The sequence below is a fragment of the Burkholderia sp. AW33-5 genome, assembly GCF_053427615.1.
In genome coordinates, this window is the sequence record NZ_JBSAXA010000021.1 from 1 (window position 1) to 17042 (window position 17042).

Sequence of the window (17042 nt, forward strand, 5' to 3'; positions counted from 1 at the left end):
AAAGCACGTTCAGCATCGCGAGCGCGGCTTCCTGCAGATGCGGCAGCACGCGCCGCACGGCCGCGTCGGTCGACTCCGCACCGATCGGCATGTTCGTGCTCAGCGCGGCGACGACTTCGCCGTGACGGTTCTTCAGCGGCACCGCGATGCCGCGCACGCCGACCTGCAGTTGCTGCTCGATCACCGCGAAGCCCGCGTCGCGCGCGTGGTCGACCTGTTCGAGCAGGCGTGCCTTGTTGGTGATGGTGTGCGGCGTGAACGGCGCGAGCTCGGTGGCGTCGAGCCACGCGCGGACGGCCTCGCGATCCGGATGATGCGCGAGCAGCACGACGCCCGGCGACGTCAGCGGGGCGGGCACGCGCGCGCCGAGCACGAAGCCGGTCGTCATCACGCGCGACACGCCGTTGCGGGCGATGAACACGAGTTCCCAGCCATCGAGCACGCTCACGTACGCCGATTCGTTCAGCGACGCGCTCAGCTGCTGCAGATAGGGCTGGACCGTGCGAGGCAGGCGCGCCGAGTCGAAGTACGACCAGCCGACCCGCAGCACGCGCGGCGTGAGGCCGTACAGCTTGCCGTCGGTGTACACGTAGCCGAGCGATTCGAGCGTCAGCAGGTAGCGTCGCGCGGCCGTGCGCGTGAGACCGGTGCGGGCGGCCGCCTGGGTGGGCGTCATCCGCGCGTGCTGGCTGTCGAATGCTTCGAGGATCATCAGGCCCTTTTCGAGGCCGGCAATCCAGTCGCGTCGGTCGAGGTCGGGCTTTTTCATCGTCGGTGGCGCACGGGTGGGTGCGCGGTGTTCGCGCGGGAATGCGCGATTATCGCGCAGTCCAAAAGCGTGCGAAAGCGATCGACGGACGTGCGACGGGCGACGAAGAGGGGGAATGTGCCGGGCGGCGACGGTACGGCCGGTCAGAACCGGTGGCCGCTGTCCTTGTTGGATTGTCGGGGCGTCCGGTGAATGCGGGGGAGGCAGGAAACGCGGCGCGGACATCGTCCACGCCGCATCCGGATCGACGTTACTCGCTGCTCGTCCACTCGACGTTCGCCCCGACCGAACGCAGGTTTTCGACGAAATGCGGGTGCGCGCGGCGGATCGGCAGCGCGTTCATGATTTCGGAGCGCCCTTCGATGCTGGCGGCCACCATCAGCAGCGCGATCGCGACGCGGATGATGTACGGGCTCTCGACGCGCGCCGGCGTCAGCTGCAGCCCGCCGAACGTGATCAGCCGGTGCGGGTCGGACAGCAGCACGTGCGCGCCGAACTTCGACAGTTCGCCGGACCAGCCGAGCGCGCCGTCGTAGACCTTGTTCCAGAACATCGCGCTGCCTTCCGCGCGCACGCCGAGCGCGATGAAGATCGGCAGCAGGTCGACCGGCAGGTACGGCCACGGCGCGGCTTCGACCTTGGTCAGGATGTTCTGCGTGAACGGCCGCCGCACGCGGAGCGGGCCGTCGCGTTCTGCGCGCGACCAGCCGTCGCGGTGCGTGACGGTCACGCCGAACTTCGCGAATGTGCGGTCGATCAGCGGGAAATGCTCCGGCGACGAGTTGCGCACGGTGATGTCGCCGCCCGTGATCGCGCCGAGCGCGAGGAACGTCGCGATTTCGTGGAAATCCTCGGCGAAGCGGAATTCGCCGCCGCCGAGCTTGCCGCCGCCCGTCACGCACAGGCGCGACGTGCCGATGCCTTCGATCGCGACGCCGATCATCGCGAGGAACTGGCAGAACTCCTGCACGTGCGGCTCGGACGCCGCATTCATCAGCGTGGACGTGCCGCCTGCCGCCGTCGCGCACAGCGCGAAGTTTTCGGTGGTGGTCACCGATGCGTAGTCGAGCCAGTGATCGTTGGCGGTCAGCGGGCCGTCGGCACGGACGATCAGCGAATCGGGCGTGCGCTGGATGTGCGCGCCGAAGCGCTCGAACACTTCGACGTGCGGATCGATTTCGCGCACGCCGAGCGTGCAGCCCTTCACGTCGTTCTCGAGGCGCGCGACGCCGAAGCGCGCGAGCAACGGCGGAATCAGCATGATCGACGAGCGCATCGCCTCGGGCAGGCGGTGCACGGCCGGGTCGAACGTCGTGTTGCGATGGTGGAGATCGAGAATGCCTGTCGCGAAGTCGACCGACACGTCGCTGCCGAGCGTGCGGAAGATGTCGAGGATCTTGCGCACGTCGGTGATGTCAGGCACGCCGACGAGGCGCAGCGGCTGATCGGTCAACAGGGTGGCGCACAGAATCGGCAGGACGGCGTTCTTGTTCGCGGAAGGCTTGATGTCCCCGCGCAGCGGAGTGCCGCCGTGGACGATGAGATTCGACATGATATGGGGGCGTATCTGTGACTGACGTAGGCCCATATGATGCCATTGGTCGGCGGCTGGCGTGGAATGTTCAGAGGGGAAAAGGGGCTTCTGCCCGCGGGATTGACCGTGTTTGACGTTGGGCGAGGCGCGATCCCCTTGCTCGGCCGGGGACGGCAGCCGGTGCGGAAACGGCCGGCGCGTATCGCGGCCGGCCATCCGGTCATGGCCTCACTGCGCCGCCCGCATCCGCGCGGCGACCACCAGCGAGATCAGGCAGCCCACCGCGAGATAGCCGGCGACGAGGTGCCACGATCCTCCGGCCATGCTGACCAGCGCCACCGCGATGAACGGCGTGAACCCGCCGCCGACGACGCTCGCGAACTGATAGCCGACGCCCGCGCCGCTGTAGCGGTATTCCGCGCCGAACAGCTCGGTGAAGAGCGGCTGCTGGACGCTCACGACCATGTCGTGCGCGGCGTTCGCCAGCAGGATCGAGAAGACCACGATCCACGCGATCGAGCGCGATTCCAGCGCGACGAAGAACGGCACCGCCGACGCGAGACCGATCAGCGCGCCGATCAGGTAGATGCGGCGCAGGCCGAAGCGGTCGGCGAGCCACGCGAAGCACGGGATCGTCACGCAGCTCACCGCGCCGACCAGCAGGCCGATGTTCAGGAACAGGTCGCGTGACATCCCGAGGTTCGACGTCGAATAGCTGAGTGCGAACGCGGTGACGATATACATCGTGAACAGCTCGGCGAGCCGCAGCGCGACGATCAGCAGGAACGCCTTCGGATGGCGCGTCAGCGCTTCCAGCACCGGCAGGCGGAGCTTGCGGTTGCCGTGCTCGACCTTCTCGACGAACTCCTGCGACTCGTCCATGCTCTTGCGGACCCACAGCCCGATCAGCACCAGCACGATGCTGAACACGAACGGCAGGCGCCAGCCCCACGACTTGAACGCGGCCTCGCCGAGCGTATGGCTCAGGATCGACACGATCCCCGTCGCCAGCACGAGGCCGACTCCGTAGCCGACCTGCACGCCGCTGCTGTAGAACGCCTTCTTCTGCTTCGGCGCGCTCTCGACGGCCATCAGCGCCGCGCCGCCCCATTCGCCGCCGACGGCGAAGCCCTGGATCGCACGCATCAGCACCAGCAACACGGGCGCCCACCAGCCGATCGTCGCGAAGCTCGGCAGCAGGCCGATCGCGACGGTCGACAGCCCCATCAGCATGACGGTCAGCACGAGCATCCGCTTGCGGCCGAGCCGGTCGCCGTAATGGCCGAACACGACGCCGCCGAGCGGGCGGAACAGGAAGCCGACGCCGAAGGTCGCGAACGCCGCGAGCGTGCCCATGGTCGGACTGACCTTCGGGAAGAATTCGGAATTGAAGACGAGTGCGGCGACGATCCCGTACAGCAGGAAGTCGTACCAGTCGACGACGGCGCCGACAAAGCTGCCGATCGCGGCCTTGCGCGCCTGGCTGCGCGCGCGGGCGCCGGCAGCGGCGTCGAGGGTGTCGAAGGTTGGGGTCATGGCAATGTCTCCTGGCACGGCGCATCGTGGAATCGTGGCGGCGCCGCGTCCGATGCTGCATTGAAGTCGATGAGTGAACGGAGAATAGGGCGCACGCCGCACGGCGGCAATTGGCCGATCGGCCAAAATGCGCGATTATCGTTCAGTCGTGTGCGATTATCGAACGCTTTCCGGGTTTGCACTAGGCGCGACACCCATATCCCGTTCAGCCAGGGTGTGCCGCCGTGAACGATCTGGTTAAAATCGGGACCATCAAAACCTCGCTCGAATCGGGTGGATGTCCGGCCGTCACATCGGCCGGGCGTGCCGCGCGAGCCGGGCGTCATCCCCATCGACCGCATGCCTCCGGAGACTGGAATGCCCGGCAATTCCCACCCCCTGTCCAGCGATACGCCGCCCGTTGCCGATCCGGCCGCCAATCCGCTCGGGATGGCCGGACTCGAATTCGTCGAGTTCGCGGCGCCGGTGCCGGACGCGCTCGCGCAACGTTTCGAGCAGCTCGGGTTCAAGGCGATCGCGCGCCATGTGAGCAAGAACGTCACGCTGTACCGGCAGGGACAGATGCAGTTCCTGATCAATGCCGAACCCGATTCGTTCGCCGCGCGCTATGCGGAGGAATACGGGATGGGCGTCTGCGCGATCGGGCTGCGCGTGGCGAGCGCGCGCCGCGCGTTCGAGCGTGCGATCGAGCTCGGCGCGTGGGCGTTCGAGGGCGAGCGGATCGGGGTCGGCGAGCTGAAGATTCCCGCGATCCAGGGGATCGGCGATTCGCACCTTTATTTCGTCGACCGCTGGCGCGGGCGGGACGGCCAGCGCGGCGGCGTCGGCGATATCTCGATCTTCGACATCGATTTCCGGCCGATCGACATCGCGACGGCCCATACCGATGTCGAGTGCGTCGGCACGGGCCTGCAGCAGGTCGATCATTTCACGCAGACGGTCGGCGCGGGGCGCATGCGCGAGTGGCTGGACTTCTATCACGACCTGCTGCACTTCCGCGAAATCCATGAAATCGACGCGCACTGGCATGTGTCGGAAGAATCGCGCGTGATGGTGTCGCCGTGCGGCGCGGTGCGGATTCCGGTCTACGAGGAAGGCACGCGGCGCACCGAGCTGATGCACGCGTATCTGCCCGACCACCCGGGCGAAGGCGTCCAGCACGTTGCGCTCGCGACCGACGACATCCTGGCGAGCGTCGATGCGCTGCGCGCGAACGGCGTCGAATTCATCGAGCCGCCTGCGCGCTATTACGACGAAGTCGATGCGCGGCTGCCGGGGCACGGCGTCGATCTCGATGCGCTGCGCCGCCGCGCGGTGCTGGTCGACGGCGAGATCGGCAGCGACGGCGTGCCGCGCCTGTTCTTCCAGACTTTCGTGAAGCGCCGGCCCGGCGAGATATTCTTCGAGATCGTGCAGCGGCAGGGGCATCACGGATTCGGGGAAGGGAACCTCGCGGCGCTGGCCCGCGCCCGCGACGCCGGCTGAGCGGCAGGCGCACGATCGTGACTGCGGAATCAACCGCCGCGTAACCTCAAGCGCCCACGGCCGGCACGCGGTTCGGCGCCGGGTCGTTCGGCGCCTTGAGCGCGCACGCGGTGCCGCCCGGCGTGTACATCGACACGACGCAGCGGTTGCATGACGTGCAGCCCGACTGCGCGAGCCGGCCGTCGTGCAGGCCGTTCACGAAATCCGGCTCGAACACGAGCGCGCGGGCAAGCGCCACCGCGTCGAATCCTTCGCGCATCGCCAGCGCGACGTTCTCGCGGGAACGCACGCCGCCGAGATACGCGAGCGGCATCCGGACGGCCGCGCGCACCTGCTTCGAATGCTCGAGGAAATACATCTCCCGAAACGCGCCCATCTTCGGCTCGGTGAGCTTCTGCAGCGCCATCGCGGCGCGCACGATCGCGTTGTCGGCGTTCGCGCGCGCATCGCCGGGCAGCGGGCTGCCGAACAGTTGCCATACCGACTCGACGTTCATCCCGCCGCTCAGCACGAGCAGATGCGCGCCCTCGGCCTCGAGCCGCCGCGCGATCTCGCACGCGTCGTCGGCGGTTCCGCCGCCGCGCACGCCTTCGGTCACGCCGATCTTGCAGACCACGGCAAGATCGCGGCCGACCGCGTCGAGCACGCGGCCCAGCACCTCGACGGGAAACGCCGCGCGGCGCGCCGCATCGCCGCCGTACGCGTCGCGACGACGGTTGTACAGCGGAGACAGGAACTGGCTCAGCAGATAACCGTGCCCCATGTGGATCTCGACCGCGTCGAAGCCCGCGTCGCGCGCATGTCGCGCCGCCCGGGCGAATTCGTCGGCGATCGCGGTCATCTGGTCGCGCGTCATCGCCTGCTTCAGGAAACGGCCGCTCATCACGCCGACCTTGTTGAAGCCGCCCGATGCGCTCAACGGCCGTTTCGTCGACAGCGACGGCAGGAACGTGAAGCAGCCGCCATGCGTGATCTGCGCGGACGCCGCCGCGCCGTGACGATGGACCGCGTCGGTCAGCGCGCGGAATTGCCGGACCGTCGGCGCATCGAGCCGCGCCTGGTCGACGAACGTGCGGCCGTCGTCGCTGACCGCACAGTACGCGACGGTCGTCAGCGCGGCGCCGCCTGCGGCGATGCGCTCGTGAAACCCGACGAGCGCGCGCGACGGCACGCCGTTCGGCGTCATCCCTTCGTTGGTCGCGGATTTGATCAGGCGGTTGCGCAGCGTCAGCGGGCCGATCTGCAGCGGGCTGAATGCGGTATCGAGCGTGACGGGTTCCATGTCGGGCGGGCGTCGGGAATGGGCACGGCGACCATTGTGCTGAGTCGGTGCGGGGCTGCATCGTCCACGTGGACGACCCGCCGCCGGGGCCGTGCCCGCACCGCCTATTCGGCCGTACCCAGCTTGCGCGCCTGACGACGCATCCCGTCGAAGATCGCATCGGCCACGTCCGCCGGGAAATCCGCCGGAATCCGCGACGCGACGGCGGCGATCGCCGGTTCGGTGCGCGCGGCCACGTCGGCCATGGCCGCGCGTACGTCGTGTTCGGTCAGACCGACGCGCGCGCCTTGCGCGATCCAGTGACGCGGCTGGATGTCGCCGATCACGTAATGGCGATTCTTCCCGCACACGGCCATCGCGAGCCGTGCGCGTCGCGGCGGCAGCTGGTTGCGTCGCGTGCCGATGATCGGATGCGCGGACAGCACGTCGTACAGCGGCGTGCTGCGATACGTATTGCCCGGCAGGTGCGCGATGCTGAAATTCTTCGCGTGGCCGTCGATGGCCGCGAGCACCCAGAACACGAGCTGCGTGACGAAGAAATTCCTCCTGTCCTGCGCGGCATCGGCGGAATTCGCAAGGATGCCCATGATCGTCGCGATGCCCGGGCCGCCGTCGGATTCGTATTTGGCGCCCGACGGCGTGCCGGTCGCCTGGCACATGTCCTCCTGCGGCAGTCGCAAGATCCACGTGCCGTCGCGGGACGGGCGGCGGTCGAAGCGCTCGACGATCAGCGCCTTCTGGTCGTCGAACCGGCCGATGTCGCACGCGGCGACGGGCAGGCCGTACGCGGCGACGATCTTCGAGCACAGCCATTCGTTTTCGACCGACGTGCGCATGTCGGCCTGCATGTTTCCGACACGCCCCAGCGGCAGCTTGAAGATATGCGTGGTCGGCGTGCTGCCCGCCGGCAGCAGCCAGCGCTTGCCGTCGCGCAAGAGCGCGGTCTTTTCCTGCGCGCCGGCGATCGAGAGGCGCAGCTCGCCGTCCGGCTCCGCGTGGCCGGGCAGCGGCGCGGCGGTCGCGTGGCGCAGCACGTCGGCCACGGCCGCGTCGTCGAGCGCGGTGCCGTCGATCGATTCGAGGTCGACCGGGGTTTCGTCGGGTGGCAGCAACTGCAGCGCCCCGACGCAATCGCGGCCGATCGACGCGAGCAGTTCGAACGGCGCCGTCGACCCGAGCCGGTAACGCTGCGCGATGCGACGGCGGATCGGCTGGCTGTCCGGCAGCAGGTTGTCGAAGTAATCGGCGACGATCGCGCCCTGATGCGGCTGGTTGCCCGGCGTGAACGGCAACGAGAGCGACAGCGGACGCCCTTGCGGATCGTCGACCCACGCCGGCAGATAGACGAGGCGCTCGACGCCGCGCCGGACTTCCCAGTATCCGACCGGGATGCCGTTCATCCAGAGGTCGAGGCGGTCATGGCGGGGGCGGCGGGCCATCGTCACCAGTCCTCCCGCGTGGGGTTCCGGGACTTGCCCGGTGTCGCCGCGGCAGGCCGTTTCCGCGCGGCGGCGGATGGAGCCTTCGCGGCAGCTGGCGGGCGGGCCGGCACATCCGACGAACCGGACGAGCCGGACGACCGGCCGCGCGCGGCCGGTGCGCGCTTGAGCGCAGGCTTGGTGTCGTCGGGCGCCGCTGTGTCGTCCGGCGTGCCCGGCACGAGCGTCAGGCGAACGCCGAGCACGTTCAGCACCTTGAAAAGCCGTTCGATGCTGACCGCGGACGGATTGGCTTCGAGCTGCGCGTACGACTGTTGCGTCACGCCGAGGCGGGCGGCGAGTTGCGCCTGCGTGAGCCCCGCCGACTTCCGGAAGCCGACGAGGATCGGGCGCAACTGGCTCAAGGTCTGGACTGGGAATGCCATGGGCTCTCCGCGAAATGACAGGCGATCGCTTGTAATCGAAAAATACAGTCTATGGTATGTATCGTCAAAATACAAACTTGAGACTGTAATTCATAAAAACAAACGATAGCCTGTCAGGCGGAAACCCGGGGTCGATGAAAGGCCAGCGCGCTCGTCCGCCCGGTATCACGCCGCTCGCAGCGGGCTGGCGTGGGCGGCGCGCGCGCTTTCCGGATCGTCGTCGCCGAGCGGGATGAACGCCATGATTTCCAGGTCGTGCCCCGACAGCGCCGGCAGCCGGAACGGGCTCGACAGCACGTTCAACCGCCGTACGCCGAGGTCGCGCAGGATCTGCGATCCGATCCCCGTCACGCGGCCGTCGCGGCGTGCGTGGCCGGCGGGCGTTCGCATCGCGTCGCCGCGCATGTCGCAGTCGAGCAGCACCGCGACGCCGCAGCCAGCCGCATCGATCCGCTGCAGCGCCGCGTGCAGCGGCCACGAATGCGCGGACGGCTCCGCGTCGAGCAGGTCGAGCAACGAGTGGCATTCGTGCACGCGCGTCAGCACGGGCGTCGACGGATCGGGCTCGCCTCGCACCAGCGCGAGATGCGGCGCGCCGTGCACGGTGTCGCGATATTCGATCGCGCGGAATCGGCCCCACGGCGTATGCAGCGGCCGTTCGCCGACACGCTCGACGAGCGACTCGTGCTCGCGGCGGTAATGGATCAGGTCCGCGATCGTGCCGATCTTCAGCCCGTGATGCGCGGCGAACGTCTTCAGCTCGGGCAGCCGCGCCATCGTGCCGTCGTCGTTCATCACCTCGCAGATCACCGACGCGGGCGTGAGCCCGGCAAGCGCCGCGAGATCGCAGCCGGCCTCGGTGTGCCCCGCGCGCACCAGCACGCCGCCCGGGCGCGCGGCGATCGGAAACACGTGGCCGGGCTGCACGAGATCGTCGGGGCGCGCGCCTGCGCGGACCGCCGCGCGGATCGTCCGCGCGCGATCGGCCGCGGAAATCCCGGTCGTCACGCCTTCGGCCGCCTCGATGCTGACGGTGAACGCGGTGCCGAACGGCGTGCCGTTGTGATCGGCCATCGGCGGCAGGCGCAGTTGCTCGCAGCGCTCGGCGGTCAGCGTCAGGCAGATCAGCCCGCGCCCGAAGCGCGCCATGAAGTTGATCGCGTCGGGCGTCACGTGATCGGCAGCGATCACGAGGTCGCCTTCGTTTTCGCGATCCTCTTCGTCGACGAGCAGGACCATCCGTCCCGCGCGCAGCTCGTCGACGATTTCCAACGTGCTGGCGAGCGTCATTGCACCTCCGTCGCGTCGAATGCGCGGCGCAGCGCATCGGCGCCGAAGGTCAGCGCGCGATCGGCCGCGTCGACCGCGCCGAGCATGCTCGCGAAGCCGTGCAGCTGGCCCGGCCAGCGCACGAGCGAGACCGGCGTGCCGGCCTGCGCGAGACGCAATGCGTACGCTTCGGCCTCGTCGCGCAACGGATCGAATTCCGCGCTCACGATCGTGGCCGGCGCCGCGCCCGACAGATCCGCCACGACGAGCGGGCTCGCGAGCGGCGATGCGCGGTCGGCGCCGTCGTCGAAATACTGGCGCTTGAACCAGCGCATCGCGTCCGCCGTCAGGAAATAGCCTTCGCCGAGCGATTCGTATGACGGATGCTCGGTCGTGCAATCGACGACCGGATACAGCAGCAACTGGTGCGCGATCGCGATGCCCGAGCCGCGCAGCTGCAATGCGGCGACCGCGGCGAGGTTGCCGCCGGCGCTATCGCCGGCCACGGCGATCGCCCCGGCGCGCGCACCGAGATCGCGCGCACTGGCGGCGGCCCAGCGCACGGCATCGCATGCGTCCTGCGCGGCCGCCGGGAAGCGCGCTTCGGGCGCGAGCCGGTAATCGACCGACAGCACGAGCGTGCGCGCCCGTGCGGCAAGACTGCGGCACAGGTTCGCGTGCGAGTCGATACCGCACGCGACGAAGCCGCCGCCGTGGAAAAACACGGTCAGCGGCAACGGCCCGTCGGCATCGGGCCGATACAGCCGAGCGGACAACTGACGACCCGGTGCCGGGATCTGCCAGTCCTCTTCGGCGGCAATCGCGTCGCCGGGCGCGAACGCGCTGCCGCCAGCGAGGCTCGCGCGGTACGCGGGCACGGTCAGTTGATCGAAATCGATCGCGGGCGCTTGGGCGAGCGCGGCGAGCAGCGCCTGCGCCTGAGGGTCGAGCGGCATTGGAACTCCTGTCTGAATCGGATGCGGTCTGAATCAGGTAAACCCGCATCGCGGTTTTCCCTGAGCCCGCGCCGGACGCTTGTCGGCACGGCCTGACGGGCATTCCAGCGCAGCGGGCAGGGCGCCACATCATCCGATCGGACGATGGTTCGCGCGTCCGATTGGCCAAAGCTCACCATTCAGTGAATGTCCCGATGACGCCGGAATTAAGACGCGTCTTAATCATGGCGGCGCGGATGAATCGCACCGACCACAAGTTGCATGGAGGATGGAGCGTGCTGATGGAGACGAGATGGGCTCCGCAAGAGAGCCAGTCAACAAGCGAGGAGGCCGACATCGGCGTCGCGGATTTCAGCGAGCTGATGGCGCGCATCTACCAGGGACCGTTGGAAACGCCGCCGTGGGCGGGGGCGCTCGAGCTGGTTCGCCGGTTGCTGCAGGCCAACTACGTGACGCTGATCCTGCGCGCGGCCGCGAGCGACCGCCGCGCGCCGCTGTCCGTGCACGCTTCGGAATACGGCCCGGTCGTGCCGGGTGACGGCGAGGCGTCGTACAACAACTACTACTATTCGCTCGACCCGTTCGTCGGCCTGCCGGCCGATCGCGTGGTCACGGTCGACGACGTGTTCGGCGACACGGGCTGGCTGTCGAGCGAGCTGTACAAGCAGTTCCTGAAGCCGCAGGACGTGCGCTACATCCTCGGCGCGGACCTGCGCACGCCGTCGGGCGTCGAGTGCCGGTTCCGCGTGTGCCGCAACCATGCGTCGAAGCAGTTCTCAGCGCGCGACAAGGCGATCTGCGCGCTGCTGCTGCCGCATCTGAAGCGCGCGGTCGAGCTCCATTCGCGGCTCGACACGGCCGAGGTCGAGCGGTCGATCTACGCGAACGCGATCAACCGGATGCAGATCGGCACGATCACGCTCGACGAGAACGGCACGATCATCGACATGAACAGCGTCGCCGATGAGATCCTGAAGCAGAACAACGGTCTGACGATTGCGCGCGGCACGATCGAGGCGACCGATGCGCAGGAGAACCGCACGCTCAAGCGGCTGATCCGCCACGCGGTGATGGGACATCACGGCACGGCGGCGGCGACCGTCGAGGCGATGCCGATCACGCGCAGTTTCGACAAGCCGCGTCTCGGGCTGCTGGTGCGCACCGTGCTGCTGTCCGACTGGTCGGAGGACAACAAGCGCCGGCCGGCCGTCACGCTGTTCCTGCGCGACCCCGACCGCAAGCCGCAGGGCGCGCAGGAAATCATCCGCAAGCTGTTCGACCTGACGCCGGCCGAGACGTCGCTCGCGCTACTGCTGACGAACGGGCTGACGCTCGAGGAGGCGGCGGAGGAGTCGGGGATCAGCAAGAACACGGCACGCACGCACCTGCGCGCGATCTTCTCGAAGACGGGCGTGACGCGCCAGGCGACGCTCGTGCGGATCCTGCTCGGGAGCGTGGTGCCGCTCGGTTGATCGGAGCGGTACTTCGTCCACGCCGGATGCATCCGACACCCGTCCGGCTCACGATCGCACCGATCGCGAGCGCGGCCGGCCGCGCGCATGCCAGCCGCGCGCTTCGAGCCGTGTCGAGCCGGTTTCGCGCGCCATGTGCGGCACGATGACGGCGGCCAGCCTTGGTCGGCTCATGAGCACTCGACCGCCACGGCGTTTGTCGATTGACTGAGCCTGATCTCGCCCAGGTAGGCGCTTTCGCCCAATTCGCACTCGCGCCAAGCGATGCCGAGGGCATGTCGGATCTTGACTCGGTAGAGGCCGCTACCCTTGGCGAGGCCGTCGAACCGGAAATCGCCGAAGGCGTCCGAGACGGTTTCGGCCACCAGCCGTTTGCCTCCATATAAGGCGACGACCGCACCCGCGACACACTCGACCACGTCCCCTGCCTGGGCGCTGACACTTCCGCCGACGAAGCACGTTTCCCAGCGCTCAAGGCCGCTGTACCACACGCGGGGCTTTGTGCTCAGGTTGGGCCGCAATACCTTGAGTCCCTCGCGCCGGGCCTTTTGGGCCATCGCCGCGTCATCGAGCTTGACCGTCTCGAAAACATCGGTGGGGCACGACTGCTGGCAACGCGGACGGGACCACCCCTGGTCGAGCAAATGCGCATCGAAGATCCAGATCTGAGGCAGTTGCAGTTCTTCGTTCCAGACGATCGCCTTGTAGGGGCACGCCTTCACGATGTCTTTTCGGCCTCGTGCCTTGTCCGGATCGATGATGACAATGCCATCGGCGCGCTTGCGAATGGCGCTGCCGCCCACACGCATGCAGGGCGCGTCGTCGCAGTGGTTGCACATGACCGGCAGATAAGTGGTCTCGATCATGTGCGAAGCACCCTGTACACGCCGCAGGATGCGGATCGGGCTTTCGGCGCTGGCCGCAGCGGGTGCAGCGTAACCGGGGAAGTCGTTGCCGACGTGCTCGTCCCGCGCGGCGATCACGCAGTTCTGGCAGTTCTCGCAACGGCCGACGTTGATAATCAGGTTCCACTTGCTCATTTGAAATTCCTCACGCTGCGCGACCGAGCATGAAAGCCTCGGCACCGCGCCATTTCTCCACCTGCACCAGGCAGGAATTCGGGCTCATGCTGCTGGTGCCGGAGGTCTGCGGCCGGTCGGGAGTAAGCATGTTCATGCAACCGCCGATCTCGACTTGCTCGCCATCGATTTCGATCAGCTGAAATTCAGCGCTCGCCTCGTACGATTTCACCACTCCGGCGTTCACCAAGGGCGAGACATCGGCCGCACAGATCACAGCACCGCGGTCGTTGTGTACTTTGACGAGATCGCGATGGGCAATGCGTCGAACAGCGGCGTCAGCCGGATTGAGTCTCAGGAGCCAGAATCGGTGTCCCGCGATCAGCGCGCGATGATCCTCGATGCCATTAACGGCGGAATTCTTTCCGTCACAATAGGTATGAAAGCTGTAGCGGCTGTGGGTGGCGATCAATTGAAGCGGGTAACGCCGGGCCAGGTCCGAGCGTAGCCCCTCCCAGGAGGGGATATATCGGTTGAGCGGTGGTCGCTCCGGATTGTCCGCAGTGTGTCGCTTCAGCAACTCGGGCACGAACTCCAGTTTGCCGCTCGGCGTCTGCAGGCCCTTGCCGAACCGTTCCGAGAACTGTGACGGCAGCGGATGAGGTTCCGGCAGGTCCTTCTTCCTGCCTTCCGCAAACCAACGCATGTCGACGGGATGGCGCAGCTCGGGCTTTTCGGGCGGCACGACGAAGTAGCCCTTGCGGCAAAATGCGCGCCACGAAATGTGATCGGGCAAATCCGACGAATCGAAGACGCGCTTGACCCAGTCGAGATCGCCACACCCTTCGGTGAAAATGCCACCCAGACCCAGTCGAGTCAGGATCGCGGTGAAAATGTCGTAGTCGGAGCGGGACTCGCCCAAGGGCTCGATGCATTTGTGCTGCAGCGTCAGCATGCGATGGTTGACCGTCCCATACCCGTGGAGGGCGTAGCCACCCGAATTCGCCCATTCCCCGATGTCCCAGCGCTCAAGCGACGTGCACGCGGGCAGGATGATGTCCGCGAACTGGGCTTCGCCTTCCATCCAGATGGACTGATTGACGACGAACTCGATGCTCGAGTGCCGGTAGGCCTCCGTCCAGCGTCCGGCATTCGTCACGGTACTGAACGCGGATCCGCCGTAGCGATAGATCATGTGTATCGGCGAATAACCGGGCATCGGGTAGGTGAATGGCGCGAACTGGGCTTCCTGGGACATGCCGTCCCAGAGATAACCGGTGGCGTGACCGTTGAGAATCGCATCGGGCATCTGCTGTCGCGGCACCATCTGCTTGACGGGATTCATGGTCAGGATGTGTGGCATGCGCTGGTAGTTGTCCACCGCATTAGCGGTCCACGCCAGATCGCCTGAAATTCCGCCGTCCGCGTAGCCGGGGAAGTAGAACTGGAGGTCGTGCGGAACACCGATTTCCAGGCAGCCGAAATTCACTCCCGGCTTGCCCCAGCCCTGCATGGACATCATCATGATCATGCAGCGCGCCCATTGCGCCCCGGTCGCCCCGCGGCCGGCGCCACCGAATCCCGCGCCGGTCATTCCGACGGCGAGATGCACCTTCTTCTTGCCCCACAGGCGCGCAAGCGCACGAACGTCCTTGGCCGGCACGCCGGTCTCGCTCTCCTGCCACTCGGGAGTCTTCGGGGTACCGTCGGTCTCGCCCAGAAGATAGGCTTTCCAATCGTCGAAGCCGGTCGTGCGCGTCGCGACGTAATCCTTGTCGTACAGGCCCTCCACGGTCCAGACGTACATGATGGCGGTAGCCAGGGCGGCATCGGTTTGCGGCCGGATCGGGATCCAGCGGCCGCCCAGCAGCTGGGCGGTCGGATTGCAGTGCGGGTCGATGTGAACGAACTCGATGCCGAGCTCCTTGGCCCACAGGCGGCGCGGCGTTCCTTCGAATCCGGCATAGGCCCCGTTGGTACTTTCGGGGTCGCAGGACCAGAAGACGATCATTTCGGCCTCCTTGAGACCATCCTCGAGGCCGCCATAGCCGGAGGGCACGCCGACGCGCATCGAGTTGCCGAAATGATGCATGGCGCCCCAGTACCAGCCTTCCCAACTGTCCGGATTCGCGGCGACCCGGGTGAAGCCGATCAGGTTGGCGAAGCGCGTCAGCGCGCTGAGGTAGTAGCCGACGTTACCCCACTGATGGTGGGACGACATCGGGAACGTGATGGAGCCGGGACCGTGAACACGTTTCTGCCGGTTGATTTCCTTGGCGACGATGTCCAGGGTCTCGTCCCAGCTGATGCGCACATAGCCGGACTTGCCGCGGTTCTGCGGATTGCGCTCGCCGTCAGGGTCGAAGTCGACGCGTTTCATCGGGTGAAGGATGCGCTTGTCCGAGTAGACGAGCGACTTGAGGGTCAACGCGTGGGGTGCGACCAAACCACGCCGTGGCGGGCTGAAGCGTCGTCCACGTGCCTCGATCACCCAGCTTGACGCGTCCGTATCGTCCAGCTCGATGGGGGTCACGCGGACGATGCGGCCATCCTTGACATAGACGAACAGGGGCCCGCCATTGGTACAGGTGGTGTAGCGCCGCGTGCCGTCGCGCATGGGCGTGCCCATTGGCAGGCCGACGGTGCGCATCATGCTCAGGGTTTGCATGAGCCACACCAGCAGTTCGTCCTCGCCCTCGGTGACCACCTTGAAATTCTTGGCGGCGTGGACGATCTCGCCCTGGTCCGGGTTCGGGGAAAGGAACTTCAGGGCGGTGGCGACGTCCTTGAAGGCCATGCGTACATCGGGCCGCGCATGCTTGCCGGCGCGCGACCGAATGCGGCCATTCCTGAACTCGATGGCGCGACCGATGCTTTGATCCATGAGCCCGATCCACGCGACGAGATTGCGCTCCTTGAGGCGATCGCGATAGGCGGGGAAGCGGCGCGCCGTCAGGTCCAGAACCTTGGGCAATGCAAAAAGAATGGTCTTGAGAGCCTGTCGTTTCATCGTTCGATCCAAAGTGTTGCTTCCATGCAAGGGGCTGGCATCGGGTCGCACGCGCTAGAACGTATAAGCGACGTTCAGGAACACGTTGACGGGATTGAGTCGGAGCGTCGATGTGGAAACGATCTGCGTCCCGGTCGCGGTCTGTCCGTATAACGTGAGGTGGGTCTTCACCGGCATGTAGCCGACGGAAGCACCGACCGACCAGTGTTTGGTCATCGCGTAACTCGCCCCGAGCTCGAACACCGGGTTCCACGATGAACTGAGTGTCGCGCGCGCTGAGCCGCCCGGCCCGAAGCTGTCGGAGACGAACTGGCGATTGGTCGCCCGAACCTGGGTGAACCACGTGTAGTTGACACCAAGTCCTACGTACGGACGGAATTTCGATTCAGCTGAAAACAGGTGATATCGAAGTTCGATGGCGGGCGGCATCGGCCTTGTCGTGCCGAGGGTTCCGTATTTCTGCAACGTCCCGTCACCGACCAGATTGACTGTCAGTGGCAGTCCAAACAGCATGGCGACACCAATGTTGTCGGTGACGTAGTACTCGGTGGTGATTCCCATCGTATCCGTCGAGCTGGCATGCGCCCCGGTACCCGCCATTTGCTGATTCACCGTTACACCACCGACACTTTCCACCGTCAGCGGGGTTGCGTTGCCCTGTGGCGATATGTGTAGCCATCCAACCGATGTGGTGATGCTTCCGACCGTCTGTGCATCCGCATTGTCGACAAGTGCAGTTGTGCAGACAAAAGCCGCCACGCCTGCGAAATTCGTCATTCGCCTGAAATTCATCATGTGTCTCCTCTGTCTCGATCCGATTCATGAATAAAAACTAATTTGGATAAC

At 66.6% G+C, this 17042-nt stretch carries 13 protein-coding genes; 2 read left to right on the forward strand and 11 right to left on the reverse strand.

Annotation, left to right across the window (positions count from 1 at the left end):
- The 3 genes from ACV22V_RS25680 to shiA form a co-directional block, all read right to left on the reverse strand.
- A partial coding sequence (locus ACV22V_RS25680) for an IclR family transcriptional regulator domain-containing protein (RefSeq protein ID WP_059525428.1) occupies window positions 1-769 on the reverse strand: 769 nt, incomplete at its 3' end.
- 250 nt (window positions 770-1019) lie between these two features.
- Window positions 1020-2321 carry a UDP-N-acetylglucosamine 1-carboxyvinyltransferase gene (locus ACV22V_RS25685; protein ID WP_059525430.1) on the reverse strand — a complete coding sequence of 434 codons (1302 nt, stop codon included), beginning with the start codon at window positions 2319-2321 and terminating at the stop codon, window positions 1020-1022.
- A 210-nt stretch (window positions 2322-2531) separates the two neighbouring features.
- Window positions 2532-3839: a shikimate transporter gene (gene shiA / locus ACV22V_RS25690; RefSeq protein WP_059525432.1), complete on the reverse strand. Its 1308-nt coding sequence runs from the start codon at window positions 3837-3839 to the stop codon at window positions 2532-2534.
- Window positions 3840-4196: 357 nt separating this feature from the next.
- Between shiA and ACV22V_RS25695 the strand changes: the two genes are divergently transcribed.
- Window positions 4197-5324: a 4-hydroxyphenylpyruvate dioxygenase family protein gene (locus tag ACV22V_RS25695; RefSeq protein ID WP_059525434.1), complete on the forward strand. Its 1128-nt coding sequence runs from the start codon at window positions 4197-4199 to the stop codon at window positions 5322-5324.
- A gap of 46 nt (window positions 5325-5370) precedes the next feature.
- Here ACV22V_RS25695 and ACV22V_RS25700 read toward each other — a convergent pair whose 3' ends face one another.
- The 5 genes from ACV22V_RS25700 to ACV22V_RS25720 form a co-directional block, all read right to left on the reverse strand.
- Entirely contained in the window at window positions 5371-6606 is a 1236-nt protein-coding gene (locus ACV22V_RS25700; protein ID WP_448015877.1) for an NADH:flavin oxidoreductase, read from the reverse strand.
- Between the two features lie 104 nt (window positions 6607-6710).
- Complete coding sequence (locus ACV22V_RS25705; RefSeq protein WP_059525723.1) at window positions 6711-8045, reverse strand: type II toxin-antitoxin system HipA family toxin; 1335 nt, start codon at window positions 8043-8045, stop codon at window positions 6711-6713.
- 2 nt (window positions 8046-8047) lie between these two features.
- Window positions 8048-8470, reverse strand: a complete 423-nt coding sequence (locus tag ACV22V_RS25710; protein ID WP_448015878.1) for a helix-turn-helix domain-containing protein — start codon at window positions 8468-8470, stop codon at window positions 8048-8050.
- A 165-nt stretch (window positions 8471-8635) separates the two neighbouring features.
- Window positions 8636-9760 (reverse strand): bifunctional 3,4-dihydroxy-2-butanone-4-phosphate synthase/GTP cyclohydrolase II, encoded by a 1125-nt coding sequence (ribBA, locus tag ACV22V_RS25715; protein WP_448015879.1) that lies wholly within the window; start codon window positions 9758-9760, stop codon window positions 8636-8638.
- The gene (locus ACV22V_RS25720; protein ID WP_448015880.1) at window positions 9757-10695 is read right to left on the reverse strand and encodes an alpha/beta hydrolase; all 939 of its coding nucleotides are present in this window, start codon (window positions 10693-10695) and stop codon (window positions 9757-9759) included. The genes ribBA and ACV22V_RS25720 overlap by 4 nt, the downstream gene beginning before the upstream one ends.
- A 281-nt stretch (window positions 10696-10976) precedes the next feature.
- On the opposite strand from ACV22V_RS25720, the gene ACV22V_RS25725 reads away from it, so the two are divergent.
- Window positions 10977-12167, forward strand: a complete 1191-nt coding sequence (locus tag ACV22V_RS25725) for a helix-turn-helix transcriptional regulator (RefSeq protein WP_059525725.1) — start codon at window positions 10977-10979, stop codon at window positions 12165-12167.
- Between the two features lie 170 nt (window positions 12168-12337).
- Here ACV22V_RS25725 and ACV22V_RS25730 read toward each other — a convergent pair whose 3' ends face one another.
- Genes ACV22V_RS25730 through ACV22V_RS25740 form a run of 3 tightly spaced genes read right to left on the reverse strand, consistent with a single transcriptional unit; the run spans window position 12338 to window position 16988 of the window.
- Window positions 12338-13207: a 4Fe-4S dicluster domain-containing protein gene (locus ACV22V_RS25730; RefSeq protein ID WP_448015881.1), complete on the reverse strand. Its 870-nt coding sequence runs from the start codon at window positions 13205-13207 to the stop codon at window positions 12338-12340.
- Between the two features lie 10 nt (window positions 13208-13217).
- On the reverse strand, window positions 13218-16196 hold the full coding sequence (locus ACV22V_RS25735) for a molybdopterin-dependent oxidoreductase (protein WP_448015882.1): 2979 nt from the start codon (window positions 16194-16196) through the stop codon (window positions 13218-13220).
- Window positions 16197-16250: 54 nt separating this feature from the next.
- Entirely contained in the window at window positions 16251-16988 is a 738-nt protein-coding gene (locus ACV22V_RS25740) for an OmpW/AlkL family protein (RefSeq protein ID WP_448015943.1), read from the reverse strand.
- Window positions 16989-17042: the final 54 nt, after the last annotated feature.

Coding starts and splice junctions, on each gene's coding strand:
- ACV22V_RS25730 (WP_448015881.1), bottom strand. CDS start 13,207: ATGAGCAAGTGGAACCTGATTATCAACGTCGGCCGTTGCGAGAACTGC.
- ACV22V_RS25695 (WP_059525434.1), top strand. CDS start 4,197: ATGCCCGGCAATTCCCACCCCCTGTCCAGCGATACGCCGCCCGTTGCC.
- ACV22V_RS25710 (WP_448015878.1), bottom strand. CDS start 8,470: ATGGCATTCCCAGTCCAGACCTTGAGCCAGTTGCGCCCGATCCTCGTC.
- ACV22V_RS25685 (WP_059525430.1), bottom strand. CDS start 2,321: ATGTCGAATCTCATCGTCCACGGCGGCACTCCGCTGCGCGGGGACATC.
- ribBA (WP_448015879.1), bottom strand. CDS start 9,760: ATGACGCTCGCCAGCACGTTGGAAATCGTCGACGAGCTGCGCGCGGGA.
- ACV22V_RS25735 (WP_448015882.1), bottom strand. CDS start 16,196: ATGAAACGACAGGCTCTCAAGACCATTCTTTTTGCATTGCCCAAGGTT.
- shiA (WP_059525432.1), bottom strand. CDS start 3,839: ATGACCCCAACCTTCGACACCCTCGACGCCGCTGCCGGCGCCCGCGCG.
- ACV22V_RS25700 (WP_448015877.1), bottom strand. CDS start 6,606: ATGGAACCCGTCACGCTCGATACCGCATTCAGCCCGCTGCAGATCGGC.
- ACV22V_RS25740 (WP_448015943.1), bottom strand. CDS start 16,988: ATGAATTTCAGGCGAATGACGAATTTCGCAGGCGTGGCGGCTTTTGTC.
- ACV22V_RS25725 (WP_059525725.1), top strand. CDS start 10,977: ATGGAGACGAGATGGGCTCCGCAAGAGAGCCAGTCAACAAGCGAGGAG.
- ACV22V_RS25720 (WP_448015880.1), bottom strand. CDS start 10,695: ATGCCGCTCGACCCTCAGGCGCAGGCGCTGCTCGCCGCGCTCGCCCAA.
- ACV22V_RS25705 (WP_059525723.1), bottom strand. CDS start 8,045: ATGGCCCGCCGCCCCCGCCATGACCGCCTCGACCTCTGGATGAACGGC.